Here is a 15,847-nt window from a genome sequence, read left to right as displayed (position 1 = left end):
CTCGAGGTTTGGCGCTGTACCTGTGGGAGCGGGCATGCCCGCGAACACCGGCGCAGCCGGTGCCATACCTGCAAGCCCATCTTTCCCATGGTTCTTCGCCATCATGATGCGGCCCCGATTTTTTCCTGCGACATCGACGCATTGATGAATGCTTCATCATAAGAGTTCGCATGGTAGCGAGCGAGAAACTCATGAGCATTCTCAAATGGTTCGAGGTGTTGATGAGCGAGCATGTAGAAACGATGGCAGTTTGTGGCAATTTCCTCGGTATAGTGAGATGAAATCAAAACACTAGCCCCGTTTTTGCACGCGTTTTTTATACCTAGCCATATGTGGTGTCTGAACTCTGGGTCTACCCCCGCAGTAGGCTCGTCGAGGATGATCAGGTCGCTGCCCATTAGCAGTAGCGTCAGTGTGACAAAGCTCCGGACTTCGCCATAGCTGCAAGTAGATGCCTTCTTCTTGTAGATTTCAGCATACCGTTTCGACAGCGAAGGTGACCATTCAGAGAGGCGTGAAAGCACCTCGCAGTGATCCGGTGCAGATCTGGAGTTTAAATGTGTAATCAGTTGGTAGACTTCGCTCATCCTGAGCAAGGGCGGTGGTGTCAGTACTTGAGTCAGATAAGCCTGCTGTCTGGATGAATTTATGATTGTGCCGTTGCTTGGTTTTCTGATGTTGCAGATCAGGTCGAAAAGCGTGGTCTTTCCTGCTCCGTTACTGCCCAGTACGCCAACGGCTTCTCCTTTTTTCAATTGTAGCGTGATGTTCTGTAGTAGAGGGCTGCTGCTGTATGAAAAGTCCAGGTTTTTGATGGTGAGCAGGTGCATTTTAATAGCGGCTCCATACGGGATGGATTCTGAATAGCTTTCCTGTTGCATAGAGCCCCGCTGTTGAAATGGCAAAAGCTGTCAGAAAACTAATGGCAAGTGGCAACTCTCCGGTAATTATTCTTGTGCTCAGGTGCAAGGGGTTGATCAACGTTGACCAGTGGGTCAGTTCGTCTTGTGTGGCGCCCAAATAACCGGAAAGTAACATCAGGAATGAAAGTAGCGAAAATAGCGTCCCGGCTGTACTGAATTTGATGGGCATCGCTGCGATTGCCAAGCCGATGCAGGAGAATATCAGGTAACTCGTATAGAACGCGGCTGTAAGGTACAGGAGTTCTGATAGCGAGTAGGAACCGTATAGAGGCTTGGAGGCGAAGTAGAAAAAGCTGGAGTATACGACACTGACCAATGTGTAGCTGACGGCGTGCGATGTGAGGAAAAGTGCAATTGCCTCGCGTTGGTAAATGAATGACCGGACAAAGCCACTTTCTCGTCGCCCGATTAGATAAAATCCGAGGCCGAAGAAGGCAACGTTTGCAGCGATGTAGGCGTAGAACCACGCAGCAGAGGATATATAGAGAGAGTCTGGTGGCGCTGCAAGGGAACGGCTTTGCCTCAGTAGTATGAACATCAAGCAAGGCGCCGCCGCTGTCCACAGCAACGCAGTGGGTTCTCGCAGGTGTTCCAGGATCAACACCTTGGTGATCATGAGGATCTGTTTTGTTCGCGTTATGGGGTATGGCTTTTTGTTCATTTTTCTCGCCTTTAGTGTGTTCGCGAATGCAGGGGGTAAGGTTTTATATTCACGCTGCATGTGCGTCAAGTTTGATGGAGGCGATGTGTTGGCTGGGGTGTAATCTAGTTGTTTGAATTGCAGTTGGTATTGTGGGATCTATCTGAGGGGTATGTCTGATCGCGATCTGTTCACTGATCATGGGAGTGAAAAAGACTTCTGTTTTTTGTAGGGCGGATCTGAAGTTGTTGTGGGATTGTTATATGTTTTATTGCCGGGCGTTGTTTCCCGATGATCGGTTAGGAAAAGTGTTTTTCGCCTTGGGTGGTATAACTTAGTGTTGCCAAATGTAAAGTTGGCCATTGGCTGGTATCTGGGCCGATGTGCTCAAGGACGAGCTGGAGGGGTTGTGACCAGAGCAAGTGAGGTCTGCACCGCTCCTACAGCTACGGCGTTGTTCTCGAGGTTTGGCGCTGTACCTGTGGGAGCGGGCATGCCCGCGAACACCGGCGCAGCCGGTGCCATAACACCGCGTTGAGTTCTTCGCGGGCTTGCCCGCTCCCACAGGGCCGCCACAGCCTTGTGCTGCGAATGGGCTGCAAGGCAGCCCCGGCGATTTCACATCAGCGCTTGCCGAGAATCTTCCCAAGCAACTCCGGCCGCGGCGCGCCTTGCTGGCTCTGCAGGTTGCCCTGATCATCCTGATAGAAGATCGCCGGGGTCGCCTGCAAGCCCATTTCTTCCATCAGCGCCATGTTCGCCGCCAGCTTTTGCTGTACCGCCTCCGGCACCTGCTCCAGTGCCTTCAACTTGCTGGCCTTGCCCGCTTTTTCATGCTCGTGCAGTGCCTTGGCCGGGTCTTTCGCCGCCAGCAGCGCCGCCGACTTGCCCGGGCTGTCCTCGCGGATGATGCCGACCATGATATGGCGCAACTGCACCTTGCCCGACTCCACCCACGGTCGTGCCTGTTCCCAGAACATGTTGCAGTACGGGCAGTTGGGGTCGCTGAACAGGTACACCTTGCGCGGTGCATCGTCCTTGCCGTCGGCGATCCAGGAGGTTTTCTCCATCTTCGCCCAGATTTCCTTGCTCATCGGCGCATACACCAGCTTTTTCAGTGGCTCGGCACTGAGGTCGTTGCCCTGTTCGTCGAACAGGCTGCCGACCAGTACATGCTTGCCGTCAGGGGTGAGGTACAGCGCCAGGCCATTATTCTGGTACTCGGCGGCATACCCGCGCAGGCCGTTGGGGGCGTCGAAGCTGCCTTTGATCACGGCACCCTTGGCTTGCAGTTGCGCAATCGCCTTGGGCAACTCTTCGGCCTGCAGGGTGGGAGCAGCCAGCAGGGCCAGGGACAGGGGCAGCAGTGCAGTCAGTCGCATGTCAGTTTCCTTGTGCGGCAGGGGCGGGCGCGGTGGCCCGGTCGAAAGGCTCCAGGGCGTGGCGCAGGCTGGCCCGGGACAGCTCGCCCAGATGGCTGCCGACCAGGCGCCCGTCGGCGTCGTAGAACAGGGTGGTGGGCAGGGCCATGGAGCCGACGCGCTGGGCCAGCAGACCGGTGCCGTCGAACAGCACGTGGGTCAGGCTCAGGCCGGTGGTGGCGAGGAAGGTGCTGACGTTTTCCGGGGTCTCGCCCTGGTTGACGAACAGGAAGGTCACGTGCGGGTAAGCGCTTTGCGCCTGTTGCAGCACCGGCATTTCGCGTCGGCAGGGTGGGCACCAGGTGGCCCAGATGTTGATGACCAGCGGTTTGCCGCGGTAGCTGTGCAACGCTACGGATTGGCCGTTGGCCTTGCGCAGGCTCAGCTCGGGCAGTTCGGTGCCCTTGCTGTACAGGTGGCCACCGAGGCTGGCCAGGCCCCAGAACAGCGCGCCGCTGAACAGCGCCCAGCCCAGCGGACGGCGCAGGCCCGGATGGCGCCAGCCCTGCCACAAGGCGCCGAGCACGATGCCGGCAAGGCCAGACCAGAACAGGAAGCCGCCATCACGGATATCGATGATCTGCAGGGGGTCGTCCTGGTACATCGGCCAATAGGCCAGCACGAAGCCGGCGCGTGCGCACAGCAGGCCGATCAGGAACAGGTTGAACAGTGCCGATTCCGGGCTCTCGCCGCCACGCCGGGCGACCCACCAGCCGACCATGCTGGCGATCACCAGGGCGGTGAGCATCAGCAGGTGGTTGAGGGCCATGGTCAGTGGCCCGAGGGTTACGGTCAGCATCAGCCTTGGCTCCTGGTCTGGGTCCAGTGTTGCAGGAAGGCGGCTGCATCCACCTCACCAGTGATGCGCCGCGCGCGGCGTTCGTCGCCTTCCGGGCCGACCCAGATGATGCTGGGCGGGCCAGGTACCTGGTAGCGCTGCTGCAGGGCCTGGCTGGCCGGGGTGTCGGCGGTCACGTCCAGGCGCAGCAGGTGCACACCGGCCAGGCCGGCCCGCACGTCGCTGCGGGCGAACACCTGTTTTTCCATGACCTTGCACGACACGCACCAGTCGGCATAGTAGTCGAGCATCACCCACTGGCCACGGGCCTTGGCTGCATCCAGTTCGCGTTGCAGGTCTTCGGGGCGGCTGACGGTGACGAAGGCGTCCTCGGTGTGCTGGCCGGTAGCCGGCGCAGCGCCGCCACCGGCGAACGGGCGCAGCGGCTGCCAGAGGTCGTCGCCACCGGCCGCCGCACCCACCAGCAGCAGGCCGCCCCACAGGGCACCCAGCAGCGGCAACGCGCGCAACGCCGGCAACCGCTGCAGGGCCGGCCAGGCAGCCCAGGCCAGGGCGATCAGCAAGGCGCCGCTCAGGGCCAGCAGCAATGCTGCGGGCAGCAGGCTGCGCAAGGTGTATAGCGCCATGCCCAGGAACACGAAGCCAAACACGCCCTTGACCCGGTTCATCCAGGCGCCCGGGCGGGGCAGGAAGCGGTTGCCGAGGGTTACCAGCAACAGCAGCGGCACGCCCATGCCCAGGCCGAGGCTGAACAGCACCAGCGCCCCCTGCAGCACGTCGCCGCTCTGGGCGATGTACAGCAGCGCGCCGGCCAACGGCGCGGTCATGCACGGGCCCATCAGCAGGCCGGACAGCGCGCCCAGCAGCGCCGCGCCATACAGGTTGCCGCCACGGGTGCCTTGCCCGGCGCGGTCGAGACGGTCACGCACGGCGGCGGGCAGTTGCAGTTCGAAGGCGCCGAACATCGGCAGGGCCAGCAGCACGAACAGCCCCGCCAGGCTGCCCAGCAGCCAGGGTTGCTGCAGCCAGGCCTGCAGGCTGGCACCCAGCAGCGCGGCGACCACGCCCAGGGCGGCATACACCAGGGCCATGCTCAGTACATAGACCCCGGCCAGTATCCAGCCGCGCCGGGCACTGGCGCCATTGCCCATTACCAGCCCGGCGAGGATCGGCAGCATCGGCAGCGAGCAGGGGGTAAAGGCCAGCAACAGGCCCAGGCCGAAGAACGCCAGCAGGCTCCAGGCCAGGTGGCCTTGTTGCAGGTCGCTGGCCAGGGCCTGGTCACTGGCTTGTTCGGCCGCCGGCGCCACACTGCCACCCAGGTCGACCAACGTGGTTTGCGGCGGGTAGCACAGGCCGGCGTCGGCACAGCCCTGCCAGCCCAGGCGCAGCTGGCCCCGGGCATCGGCTGGTAGCAGCAGTTCGAGCTGGTCGCGGTACACCGCACTGTCGCCGAAGAACTCATCGTGATGGTTGAGCGCGGCCGGCAGTTGCGGGTGCTGTTCGGCAGGCAGGCCGTCGAACTTCAGGCGTTTCTGATACAGGTAGTAGCCAGGCTGGATCTGGAAGAACAGGCGCATCTGGCCGTCGGCCTGGCGGTCGTGGGTAAGCACGAAGGCCTGGTTGACCGGCAGGAAGTCCGGTTTGACATCGAACGGGTTGGCCTGCAACGGGCCGGCCAGCAGCAGTGTCAGGAAGAGCAGGAGGACGCGCATGTCTTCGCCTTGGCAGTACGTTGAAAGGGGTCATGCTGGCTTGGGTCGATTAACCCAAGGTTAACTCTGGTTTTTGGTCAGGGGGGCGCATCAGGGCTTGCAGGTGTTTGCCGTGGGATGGTCTGCGCCTGGGAGATCCTAAGACAACCACCTACCAGCCCCAGAGCAAATTCCGCCCAAGATCCCAGGCATGTCGCGACATATTGTCGACTTGACTTTGCCTGCGCCAACACAATTGCTGTAAAGTTGACGTACAGGTCAGCTTTTCAGGCTAGTACCAGAATCAAAAAAAGGGCAGTCCCCCTGCTGCCCAGAGGATCAAGCATGTCCAACCGTGATATTTCCCGGCGCGCCTTCCTGCAAGGCGGCCTGATCGCTGGTGTCGGCGTGACCATGGCGCCGCTCGGCAGCCAGGCATTCGCCGCGCTGATGGAGGAACGCGTCACCACCTCGCCGCAGAAGTGGATGAACCATGACGGCAAGGCGCGTTTCCGTAATGACGCCTTGTCCAAGGTGTGCGGCGACAAGGTGTTCGCCCGCGACATCCGTGCCAAGGACATGCCCGGCTGGCCCGCGCAGCAGGGGCATGCGCTGCTGCTCAAGGCGACCAAGGCCGACCGTATCTATGCCGGCCATGACCTCAGCCTGCTTGGCGCTGACCTGCAGCCGGACCGCATCGTCACCGCTGCCGACCTGGAAAAGGATGGCATCGCCTGGCCCGAGGCCCACTCGCCCGACCCGCTGCTGCCGCCCGGCAAGGTACCGATGTTCATCGGCCACCCGGTGGCGATCCTGATCTGGCACGACTTCGAGCGCTTCCGCCAGGCCAAGCGCAAGCTGCAGTTCAACGACCAGGCGATCCGCTATGGCGCCCAGGCGCCGCTGTACCAGCGCGACCCCTACGGCAGCTTCCGCTTCGTGCGCGTGGGCGGTGCCACGCCGTTCGACGACGATGAATTTTCCAGCCTGAAGAATTCCATGCTGTTCCCCACCATCCTCAACCGCAAGCCGGTGTGGTCGAAGCAGCCCAACCAGCATGGCGACCTGACCGAGCAGGGCCTGTTCTACGCCAAGCGCATGGCCGAGCAGCTGGATAACCCACCCGAGGACTGGCTGGTGTTCGACGAGCGCTACAAGACGCCGTCCATCGAGCCGGCCGCCCTGGAGCCGGACAACGGCAACGGCTGGTACGACCCGGCCAGCGGCACGCTGCACTTCGTGGTCGCAACCCAGTGCCCGTTCGAAGTGGCGCAGGAATGCGTGCACATGATCAAGCCGTCGCGCTTCGCCCTGAACACGCTGAACATGCACCCGGGCTATACCGTGGGCTACGGCTCGAAAGACAACAACATCTTCGTCTTCTACGCCGCCGTGGCCGCGCTGTATGGCGCCGGTGTGCCGATCCGCCTGGCCAACGACCGCTACGAGCAGTTCCAGAGCGGCATCAAGCGCCATGCCTTCGATATCCGCTACCAGTTGGCGGTGGACAAGAAGGACAACAGCTTCAAGATCTTCCGCGCCGACATGAGCTGCGACGGCGGCGGGCGTATCAACTACAGCCCGTCGGTGGCAGCGGTGGGGGCCACGGCGGCGCAGTCGATCTACTACATGCCGCAGAACGACCTGTCGGTCACTGCCTATCATTCCCGTGGCGTCGAGGCCGGCTCCATGCGCGGCTACGGCACCCTGCAGACCATGGCCGCCACCGAAATGATGGTGGATGAGATCGCAGGGCGCCTGGGCGTCGATGCCATCGACCTGCGCCGCGCCAACGCGCTGAAGTCGGGCATGAAGAACACCCAGGGCGCGGTCCCGGCCGGCGCCCTGCGCCTGTACGAGATTCTCGACAAGGCCGCCGTGCACGACTGGTGGCGCAACCGCGACGCGCGCAAGCAGCAGATGGACGCCAAGGACCCGGACCACTGGTATGGCGTGGGCTTTGCCATCTGCCAGAAAGACTTCGGCACCGGCTCCGAAGCCCCCATGGCCAGCATCGAATTCAGCCGCGATGGGCGCATCAGCCTGCGCCACATCGGCACCGAGCTGGGTACCGGCATGTCCACCTCCCAGGCCCTGGTGGTCAGCGATTTCCTTGGCCGCTCGGCCGACGAGGTGAAGACCGCGGTCACCGAATGGCCGGAGCTGCAGCTGACCACCAGCGGCAACCCGTACCTGATCAGCCAGCCCGAGCAGGACGCCGCGCTGCGCAACCCGCGCTGGGTCGGCAAGCTTGCTTCGCCGTCGTCGGCGACCAACTCGGCCTTCTACTTCAGCCATGCCACCCGCGAAGCGGCACGCGTGCTGTTCAACCACGGTCTGTGGCCGGCGGCCATGGCCATCTGGCGCCAGGGCCCGTACGGCGGCCAGGCCAACCCGCTGGTGGTGCGCCGCGAGAATGCGGTATGGGTCAACGGCGAGCTGACCGGCAACGGCCTGTCACCGATCCCGTTCGCCCAGCTGGCACAAAAGGCCCATGACATGGGCCTGGTCACTGGCGTCAGCGTGCACGGTTTCAACCGCTGGAGCTGGGCCGAGGCCGACTTCGTCATCGACGGCGTGCGCGAACGCTTCCCGCTCGACGCGGTGGCGGTGAAGTACGGCGATGGCGCGGTGAACGCCAAGAAGGCGCAGATGAGCAGCCACGGCTACCACCTGCTCGACCGGCAGAACGCCGCCTACCCCGACACCCAGCTGAACAACGCCATGGTCACCTACTACAGCCCGGTGGCGACCATTGTCGAAGTCAAGGTGAACAAGGGCACTCACGAAGTGCAGGTGCTCAACCACCACAGCTGGGTCGAGTGCGGCCGGGTGCTGGTGCCGGAACTGGTCAAGGGCCAGCTCGAGGGCGGTATCGCCATGGGCATCGGCCATGCCTTGACCGAAGAAATGCCGTTGTACGAGGGCGGGCCCGGGGAGGGCGACTGGAACTTCAACCGCTACCGCCTGCCGCATGCGCGCGATGTGGCGGTGTGGCAGCAGACCAGCGAAATCCTCCCGCCGCTGTCACCGACCGACCCGTCCAAGGGCATCGCCGAAGTGGTGATGATCCCGGTCGTCGGTGCCATCGGCAATGCCGTCGCGCATGCCATCGGCAAGCGCGTTCGCGATCTCCCCATCACCCCAGCCCGTATCAAGGAGGCCCTCAATGGCTAACCGTCCACTGCAACTGACCCTCAACGGTCAACCGGTCGGCCCGGTCGAGGTCCCCGACGACCTGGCGATGATCGACTACCTGCACGAACACCAGAACCTCACCGGCTCGCGCCTGGGCTGCGGCCAGGGTATCTGCCACGCCTGCGTGGTGATCGTCGACAACCCCGACGGCACCAGCGAGGAGGTGCGCACCTGCATTACCGGCGCGCATTACTTCGAGGGCAAGAAGGTCCGCACCATCGAGGGCCATGCCAGCCAGGACGAGGCCGGCAACCTCACGCTGAACCCGATCCAGCAGAAGTTCGTCGACCTGTTCGCCTTCCAGTGCAGCTACTGCGCGCCGGGCTTCGTCAATGCCGCCACGGTGCTGGTGGAAACCGCCCAGCGCCAGCCGTTGAAGAAGAGCGAGGTGGAAGACCGCATCGAGGCGAGCCTGGGCCACCACATCTGCCGTTGCACCGGCTACGTGCGTTACTACGACGCCACCCGCACGGTGCTCAACGACCTCGGCCTGGTCAAGGAGGGTTGAGCATGGGTCTTGTTCGTAGCGCACTGGCGCTGGCTCTCGGCCTTGCCTTTACCTCGCTTGCCCAGGCAGCCGACCAGGCGCAGGTCAAGCGCGGTGAATACCTGGCCCGCGCGGCCGACTGCATGGCCTGCCACACCGCCGAAGGCGGCGCGCCGTATGCTGGCGGCCTGCCGATCCATTCGCCGTTCGGCACCATTTACGGCAGCAACATCACCCCGGACAAGCAGTACGGCATCGGCAACTACAGCGCTGACGAATTCTTCGCCGCGGTAACCGAGGGCAAGCGCAAGGACGGCGCCAACCTCTACCCGGCGATGCCGTACACCTCGTACCACCTGATCAAGCGCGAAGATTCGGACGCGATCCTCGCCTACCTGATGACCGTGCCGCCAATCAACCGCCCGGCACCGCAGACTGCGTTGCGCTTTCCGTTCAACGTGCGCCAGGGGCTGAGCGGCTGGAACATGCTGTACGGTAAAAGCGTTCAACTGCAGCCGACCGAGGGCAAAAGCCCGGCCTGGCAGCGTGGGCAGTACATGGTCGAAGTCATGGGCCATTGCGGCGAGTGCCATACCCCGCGCAACCCGATCGGTGCGTTGCAGCAAGACCAGCGCCTGAGCGGCGGCCTGCTGGGTGGCTACCTGGCCCCGAGCCTGCTGGCCCAGGACCTCGCCGAGCGCGGCTGGACCCAGCCGGACCTGACCACCTTCCTCAAGCATGGCATCAGCGCCCAGGGCAGCGTGTTCAACGAAATGTTCCCGGTGGTGCACCACAGCACCCAGCACCTGGAGGATGCCGACCTGGCGGCCATGGCCACCTACCTGCTGGGCGACCAGCCACCGCCGGCCAAGACCATCCAGGCGGTGGCGCTGGAGCAGATGAGCGACAGCGCCAAGCGCGGCCGCCAGCAATACCTGAATGTCTGCGCGGGCTGCCATGGGGTGGACGGCGAGGGCAAGCCGCACATCGCCGTGGCCATGCGCGGCAACACGGTGCTGCGCCAGGCCGACTCGCGCAACCTGGTCAAGGTGATCCTCGAAGGCATCCGTGAGCAGCAGTTCACCGGCTTCGAGCGCATGCAGCCGATGCCGGGCTTTGCCGACAAGCTCGATGACCAGCAGGTGGCGGATATGGTCAACTACCTGCGCCAGGCTTGGGGTGGATTGCCCGGTGACCTGAGCGTACAGCAGCTCGCCGAGCTGAAGGCGGAGTAAAGGGTGCAGCATCTCGATCTACAGGTGGTCCGCCAGGCGTTGCAGTGGTCGTGCGGCGGTCAGCGGGTGTGGTTGTGCACGGTGCTCGCCACCTATGGCTCGGCGCCCCGTGCGCCGGGCTCGCTGCTGGCGGTGAACGCCAGCGGGCAGTGGCTGGGTTCGCTGTCCGGTGGCTGCGTCGAAGACGACTTTCTCGAGCGCGTGGGCCGGGGGGAGTTTCCCGAGCCAGTGGCCATCGTGCGTTATGGCGATGGCAGCGACTCGCGTTCGAGCATCCGCCTGCCCTGTGGCGGCGTGCTGGAAGTGCTGGTGGAGAACCTGCCGGCCGACTGTGACGTGCAAGCGCACCTGCGTGAGCTGGAAAGCGCATTGCAGGGCCAGCGCCGCGTGCTGCGTGAAGTGAGCCTGCCCGAGGGCAGGCGCCTGCTTGCCGATGACCACAGCCAGGGGCCGCGTGTGCAGCGTGAAAGTGCCTGTGTACGCTTGCGTGTGGGGGCCGCCCAGCGTCTGCTGTTGGCCGGGTATTCCAGCGTCGCGCATTTCTGTGCTGAGTTCGGCAAGGGCATGGGCTTCGAGGTCATCCTCTGCGAGCCCCGTGACGAAGTGCTCGACGGCGTGCGGCTGGATGGCATCGAAGTGCGTCGCGAGCTGCCGTCAGAGTTCATCGCCCATGGCGGTTGCCATGCCGACACCGCCGTGGTGGCGCTGACCCACGACCCGAAGATCGATGACCTGGCGATGCTCGAAGCGGTGCGCACCGAGGCGTTCTATATCGGTGTGATGGGCTCCCGGGTGACCTCCGACAAGCGCCGCGAACGCCTGCGGCGGGTCGGTGGCCTGGGCGAGGTCGAACTGGGCCGCATCCACGCCCCGATCGGCCTCAACCTGGGCAGCAAGACCCCGGCCGAGATCGCTTTGGCGGTGCTGGCCGACATTCTGCGGGTGCGCAACGGCATCGAGCGGGGCGCGCTGTGAGCGTGGTTGCGCTGGTGCTGGCGGCAGGCCGCGGCACGCGTTTCGGTTCAGACAAGCGCCGGGCGACCTTGGCTGATGGTCGCAGCCTGCTGGCGCATAGTGTGGAGCGGGCCCAAGCGGTGTTCGATGATGTGCGCGTGGTTTTGCGCGCGGGCGAGTGGAGCGAGGATTTTGCCCTGCCTGCCGATTGCCGGGTTATCGCCAGCCCGGATGCGGCGTCAGGGATGGGGCATAGCCTGGCTGCCGGCGCCAGGTCGTTGGGTGACAGCCAGGCGCAGGCGGTGGCGATCTTGCTGGGTGATATGCCTTGGATCGAATCGGTAACCTTGCGTCGGTTGGCCGAGGCGGCCACCGCCTCGACTATCGTGTTGCCGCGCCATGCGGGGCAGCAGGGGCACCCGGTGGTCTTCGGTCGCGACTTCTGGCCGGCGCTGGGGCAGCTTGCCGGGGATGAAGGGGCCCGGTCGGTGGTGCAAGCGCATCGGGATTGTTGCGTGGTGGTTGAAGTGGAGGATGCTGGGGTGTTGCTGGATGTAGATACGCCGCAGGGGTTGATTTAGGCCCAGATGTTGGCCATCGCACCCAAGACGAACACCCCAATCCACCCCACAAAAGGTCCATAATCCCCCCTTAATCTGCCCAAGGTGCAATGCCAGCCACACCATTCCGGGAGCCCCGCCATGCACGTTCTGCTCTGTGAGGACGACGACCTGATCGCCGCCGGCATCTGCGCCGGCCTTACCGCCCAGGGCCTGACCGTGGACCGTGTGGGCAACGCCGCCGATGCACGGGCGATGCTGCAGGCCGCGCAGTTCGACGTGATGATCCTCGACCTTGGCCTGCCCGACGAAGACGGCCTGAAGCTGTTGCGCCGCCTGCGCGAGAAAGGCGAGACGCTGCCAGTGCTGGTGCTCACTGCCCGTGATGCGGTCACCGACCGGGTCGATGGCCTGCAGGCCGGTGCCGACGATTACCTGCTCAAGCCGTTCGACCTGCGCGAGCTGGCTGCTCGCCTGCACACCCTGCTGCGGCGGGTGGCCGGGCGGGCGGTGAATGTGATCGAACACGGCCCGCTGCGCTACGACCCGAGCAGCTGCGAGGCAACCTTGGCCGGCCAGCCGGTCGACCTGTCCCGGCGTGAACAGGCATTGCTCCAGGCGCTGCTGCAGAACCCCGGGCGGGTGCTGTCCGGCGAGCAGCTCAAAGACTGCGTGTACGGCTTCAGCGACGAAGTCGAGAGCAATGCCCTGAACGTGCATATCCACCATCTGCGGCGCAAGCTGGGCAACGGCATCGTCGAGACCGTGCGCGGCCTGGGCTACCGGCTGGGCCCGGCGCAGGCGCCGGAGGAGGCCGCATCATGAGCCTGCGGGTACGCCTGAGCCTGATCCTGGGCAGCGCCTTCGTGATCATCTGGGCGCTGGCCGCCGCGTGGATGCTGCGCGACCTGCGCCAGCAGATGATGTTCTCCCTCGACCAGCGCCTGGTGGCTTCGGCGCGCATGGTCGCCGGGCTGATCGACCAGCTGCCGCAGCCGCTGACCGCCAAGGGCGGGGAGGCGCACTTTTCCGCCGACCAGTTCAGCGTGCCGGACGGCATGGCCTGCCAGGTCAGCTCGCTGCGTGGCGAGATTCTCGCCAGCAACCACAAGCACGATGGCGTCATGGACGATGAACGCAGCGGTTTCCGTGACCAGACCATCGACGACGCGCTGTGGCGCACCTTCACCTACAACCATGGCGATGTGCGTATCACCACCGCCGACCGGCACATGGAGCGCGAGGCGCTGAACCAGTCGATCCTGCTGGCAGCCTCGGCGCCGGTGCTGATGGCCCTGCTTGGCAGCCTGGGGTTGTTGTGGATCGGCCTGGGCAAGGGCCTGGAGCCGCTCAACCGCATGCGCGATGCCCTGCGCCGCCGGCGCGCGGACAGCGTCGAGCCGCTGCAGGTGGCGGGTATGCCCAGCGAACTGCTACCGTTGCTGGAAACCCAGAACCAGCTGTTCCTGCGTATTGCCCAAACCATCGAGCGTGAGCGGCGCCTGACCGACGATGCCGCGCATGAACTGCGCAGCCCGCTGACGGCGATCAAGACCCACCTGCAGGTGGCGCGGATGACCGATGGCGCCGTGCGCGAGCAGGCGCTGGAACATGCCGAGCAGGGCGCCGACCGCATGCACCGCACGCTGGAGCAGTTGTTGATGCTGGCGCGGGTGGAGGGCAGCCTGTCGTTCGAGGATGGCGTGCAGTGCAGCGCCGAGCAGGTGGCCCGGCAGGCGGTGCAGGATGCCGGCGGCGGTGACAACCGGCGCATCGTGCTGCGCTTGCCTGAAGCCGCTACGCAGATCTACCTGGGCATGCCTGCGCCGTTGGCGGTGGCGGCGCTGCGCAACCTGCTGGACAACGCCTTGCGCCATGGCGGCGACGAGGCGGTGGAGCTTGAGGTGCAGATGGCTGACGGCCAGGTGGGCTTCATGGTGCGGGACCATGGGCCGGGGATTGCCGAGGCGGACCTGGAACACCTGACCGAGCGCTTCTGGCGTAACGGGCAGAGTGGTGGATGCGGGCTGGGGCTGGCGATCGTGCAGGCGATCGTGCAGCGTTGTGCCGGTAGCCTGAAGTTCGACAGCCGCAGTGATGGGTTGCGGGTGTTGTTGCAAGTGCCGGCGCGCTCGGGGCATTGATTTTTATTGCCTGTGCCGGCCTCTTCGCGGGTAAACCCGCTCCCACAGGTACTGCATCAACCCTGAGATCTGTGCCAATCCTGTGGGAGCGGGTTTACCCGCGAAGAGGCCGGGCCTGCTTTCAAAAATCCCACAGCAACCGCTAAATCCTCCCCGCACTCAAGCGTTTCCCAAGCGACGAACACCCGCACTTTCGCTTGCTTGCGAGGATTCACCCATGTCCACCGCTTCCTGCCTTGCCCAGGTCCCGCCGGCCAGCGCGCCGCGTGCCTTGTACGAGTTCACCGATTCACCCTTGCTGCAACGCCAGCAGCAACAGGAGTCCAACGCCCGCAGCTACCCGCGGCGCATCCCGCTGGCACTCAAGCGCGCCCGTGGCATCCATGTGGAGGATGTCGAAGGCCGCCAGTTCATCGACTGCCTGGCCGGCGCCGGCACCCTGGCGCTGGGCCACAACCACCCGGTGGTGGTCGAGGCGATCCAGCGGGTACTGGCCGATGAGCTGCCGTTGCACACCCTGGACCTGACCACGCCGGTCAAGGACCGCTTCGTCCAGGACCTGTTCGGTGTGCTGCCCGAGGCGTTGCGCCGTGAGGCCAAGGTCCAGTTCTGCGGCCCGACCGGTACCGATGCGGTGGAAGCAGCGCTGAAACTGGTGCGCAGCGCCACCGGCCGCAGCACCGTACTGGCTTTCCATGGTGCCTACCATGGCATGAGCCAGGGTGCGCTGAGCCTGATGGGCAGCCATGGGCCGAAGCAGCCGCTGGGTGCCTTGCTCGGCAACGGTGTGCAGTTCATGCCGTACCCCTACGACTACCGTTGCCCGTTCGGTTTGGGCGGCGAAGCCGGGGTCAGGGCCAACCTGCATTACCTGGAAACCCTGCTGCTCGACCCGGAAAGCGGCGTGCCGCTGCCGGCGGCGGTGATCCTCGAGGTGGTGCAGGGCGAGGGCGGGGTGATTCCGGCCGATATCGAGTGGCTCAAGGGGGTACGCCGTATCACCGAGCAGGCCGGCGTGGCGTTGATCGTCGATGAGATCCAGAGCGGTTTCGCCCGCACCGGGCGCATGTTCGCCTTCGAGCATGCCGGCATCATCCCGGACGCGGTCACCTTGTCCAAGGCCATTGGCGGCAGCCTGCCGCTGGCGGTGGTGGTGTACCGCGACTGGCTGGACACCTGGAAACCGGGCGCCCACGCCGGCACTTTCCGTGGTAACCAGATGGCAATGGCGGCGGGTTCGGCGGTGATCGATTACCTGGTCGAGCATCGCCTGGCAGAGCATGCCGAGGCCATGGGCCAGCGCCTGCGCCAGCACCTGCAGCAGTTGCAGCGGGATTATCCGCAGTTGGGTGATATTCGCGGGCGTGGCCTGATGCTTGGGGTGGAGCTGGTGGACCCGCAAGGCCAGCGAGATGCGCTTGGGCATCCGGCGGCCAACCGTGAATTGGCGGCGAAGGTGCAGCGCGAGTGCCTCAAGCGCGGGCTGATCCTGGAACTCGGTGGGCGGCATGGGGCGGTGGTGCGCTTCCTGCCGCCGTTGATCATCAGTGGCGAGCAGATCGATGAGGTCGCGCAGCGCTTTGCCGAGGCGTTGATCGCGGCGGTCTGATCGATTGCCGGGGCCGCTGCGCGGCCCTATCGCCGGCAAGCCAGCTCCCACAGGTACAGCGCAAGCCTTCCGGTCGGCGCAGTCCCTATCGCCGGCAAGCCGGCTCCCACAGGTACAGCGCAAGCCTTCCGGTCGGCGCAGTCCCTATCGCCGGCAAGCCGGCTCCCACAGGTACAGCGCAAG

General features: G+C 64.5%; 13 protein-coding genes. 8 read left to right on the top strand and 5 right to left on the bottom strand.

The genetic code is table 11. The features are described from left to right. Positions 1-101 precede the first annotated feature (101 nt). From ABX298_RS02055 to dsbD, 5 genes are all read right to left on the bottom strand, one after another. The gene (locus ABX298_RS02055; protein ID WP_286100260.1) at positions 102-830 is read right to left on the bottom strand and encodes an ATP-binding cassette domain-containing protein; all 729 of its coding nucleotides are present in this window, start codon (positions 828-830) and stop codon (positions 102-104) included. A gap of 1 nt (position 831) precedes the next feature. Continuing rightward, positions 832-1,584 carry a hypothetical protein gene (locus ABX298_RS02050; protein WP_286100259.1) on the bottom strand — a complete coding sequence of 251 codons (753 nt, stop codon included), beginning with the start codon at positions 1,582-1,584 and terminating at the stop codon, positions 832-834. Positions 1,585-2,186: 602 nt separating this feature from the next. Next, positions 2,187-2,945, bottom strand: coding sequence for a thiol:disulfide interchange protein DsbG (gene dsbG / locus ABX298_RS02045; protein ID WP_046615068.1), 759 nt, complete (start codon positions 2,943-2,945; stop codon positions 2,187-2,189). 1 nt (position 2,946) lies between these two features. After that, complete coding sequence (locus tag ABX298_RS02040) at positions 2,947-3,783, bottom strand: TlpA disulfide reductase family protein (protein ID WP_025340001.1); 837 nt, start codon at positions 3,781-3,783, stop codon at positions 2,947-2,949. After that, a complete protein-coding gene (dsbD, locus tag ABX298_RS02035; protein ID WP_367394038.1) occupies positions 3,783-5,498 on the bottom strand; it encodes a protein-disulfide reductase DsbD in 1,716 nt (571 codons plus the stop codon). Before dsbD ends, ABX298_RS02040 begins: the two co-directional genes overlap by 1 nt. Before the next feature lie 324 nt (positions 5,499-5,822). On the opposite strand from dsbD, the gene ABX298_RS02030 reads away from it, so the two are divergent. The 8 genes from ABX298_RS02030 (at position 5,823) to ABX298_RS01995 (ending at position 15,664) form a co-directional block, all read left to right on the top strand. Beyond that, positions 5,823-8,654 (top strand): xanthine dehydrogenase family protein molybdopterin-binding subunit, encoded by a 2,832-nt coding sequence (locus ABX298_RS02030; protein ID WP_075045864.1) that lies wholly within the window; start codon positions 5,823-5,825, stop codon positions 8,652-8,654. Continuing rightward, a complete protein-coding gene (locus ABX298_RS02025) occupies positions 8,647-9,183 on the top strand; it encodes a (2Fe-2S)-binding protein (RefSeq protein WP_238066661.1) in 537 nt (178 codons plus the stop codon). Before ABX298_RS02030 ends, ABX298_RS02025 begins: the two co-directional genes overlap by 8 nt. 2 nt (positions 9,184-9,185) lie before the next feature. Then, positions 9,186-10,397 carry a cytochrome c gene (locus tag ABX298_RS02020; RefSeq protein ID WP_367394037.1) on the top strand — a complete coding sequence of 404 codons (1,212 nt, stop codon included), beginning with the start codon at positions 9,186-9,188 and terminating at the stop codon, positions 10,395-10,397. Between the two features lie 3 nt (positions 10,398-10,400). After that, complete coding sequence (locus tag ABX298_RS02015; protein ID WP_367394036.1) at positions 10,401-11,372, top strand: XdhC family protein; 972 nt, start codon at positions 10,401-10,403, stop codon at positions 11,370-11,372. Then, positions 11,369-11,932: an NTP transferase domain-containing protein gene (locus ABX298_RS02010; protein ID WP_367394035.1), complete on the top strand. Its 564-nt coding sequence runs from the start codon at positions 11,369-11,371 to the stop codon at positions 11,930-11,932. Before ABX298_RS02015 ends, ABX298_RS02010 begins: the two co-directional genes overlap by 4 nt. Before the next feature lie 120 nt (positions 11,933-12,052). Next, positions 12,053-12,736 carry a response regulator transcription factor gene (locus ABX298_RS02005; RefSeq protein WP_025339994.1) on the top strand — a complete coding sequence of 228 codons (684 nt, stop codon included), beginning with the start codon at positions 12,053-12,055 and terminating at the stop codon, positions 12,734-12,736. After that, a complete protein-coding gene (locus tag ABX298_RS02000) occupies positions 12,733-14,055 on the top strand; it encodes an ATP-binding protein (RefSeq protein ID WP_367394034.1) in 1,323 nt (440 codons plus the stop codon). The genes ABX298_RS02005 and ABX298_RS02000 overlap by 4 nt, the downstream gene beginning before the upstream one ends. Before the next feature lie 217 nt (positions 14,056-14,272). Next, complete coding sequence (locus ABX298_RS01995) at positions 14,273-15,664, top strand: aspartate aminotransferase family protein (RefSeq protein WP_367394033.1); 1,392 nt, start codon at positions 14,273-14,275, stop codon at positions 15,662-15,664. Positions 15,665-15,847 lie beyond the last annotated feature (183 nt).

Origin of the sequence: Pseudomonas sp. X4, assembly GCF_040784925.1 — a bacterium.
Classification (GTDB): Bacteria; Pseudomonadota; Gammaproteobacteria; order Pseudomonadales; family Pseudomonadaceae; genus Aquipseudomonas; species Aquipseudomonas putida_Z.
This window is presented reverse-complemented; position numbering and strand designations above follow the sequence as displayed.

Excerpts from the sequence above, each read along its gene's own strand:
- ABX298_RS02055 (WP_286100260.1), bottom strand. The coding sequence starts at position 830 with ATGCACCTGCTCACCATCAAAAACCTGGACTTTTCATACAGCAGCAGC.
- ABX298_RS02050 (WP_286100259.1), bottom strand. The coding sequence starts at position 1,584 with ATGAACAAAAAGCCATACCCCATAACGCGAACAAAACAGATCCTCATG.
- dsbG (WP_046615068.1), bottom strand. The coding sequence starts at position 2,945 with ATGCGACTGACTGCACTGCTGCCCCTGTCCCTGGCCCTGCTGGCTGCT.
- ABX298_RS02040 (WP_025340001.1), bottom strand. The coding sequence starts at position 3,783 with ATGCTGACCGTAACCCTCGGGCCACTGACCATGGCCCTCAACCACCTG.
- dsbD (WP_367394038.1), bottom strand. The coding sequence starts at position 5,498 with ATGCGCGTCCTCCTGCTCTTCCTGACACTGCTGCTGGCCGGCCCGTTG.
- ABX298_RS02030 (WP_075045864.1), top strand. The coding sequence starts at position 5,823 with ATGTCCAACCGTGATATTTCCCGGCGCGCCTTCCTGCAAGGCGGCCTG.
- ABX298_RS02025 (WP_238066661.1), top strand. The coding sequence starts at position 8,647 with ATGGCTAACCGTCCACTGCAACTGACCCTCAACGGTCAACCGGTCGGC.
- ABX298_RS02020 (WP_367394037.1), top strand. The coding sequence starts at position 9,186 with ATGGGTCTTGTTCGTAGCGCACTGGCGCTGGCTCTCGGCCTTGCCTTT.
- ABX298_RS02005 (WP_025339994.1), top strand. The coding sequence starts at position 12,053 with ATGCACGTTCTGCTCTGTGAGGACGACGACCTGATCGCCGCCGGCATC.
- ABX298_RS02000 (WP_367394034.1), top strand. The coding sequence starts at position 12,733 with ATGAGCCTGCGGGTACGCCTGAGCCTGATCCTGGGCAGCGCCTTCGTG.
- ABX298_RS01995 (WP_367394033.1), top strand. The coding sequence starts at position 14,273 with ATGTCCACCGCTTCCTGCCTTGCCCAGGTCCCGCCGGCCAGCGCGCCG.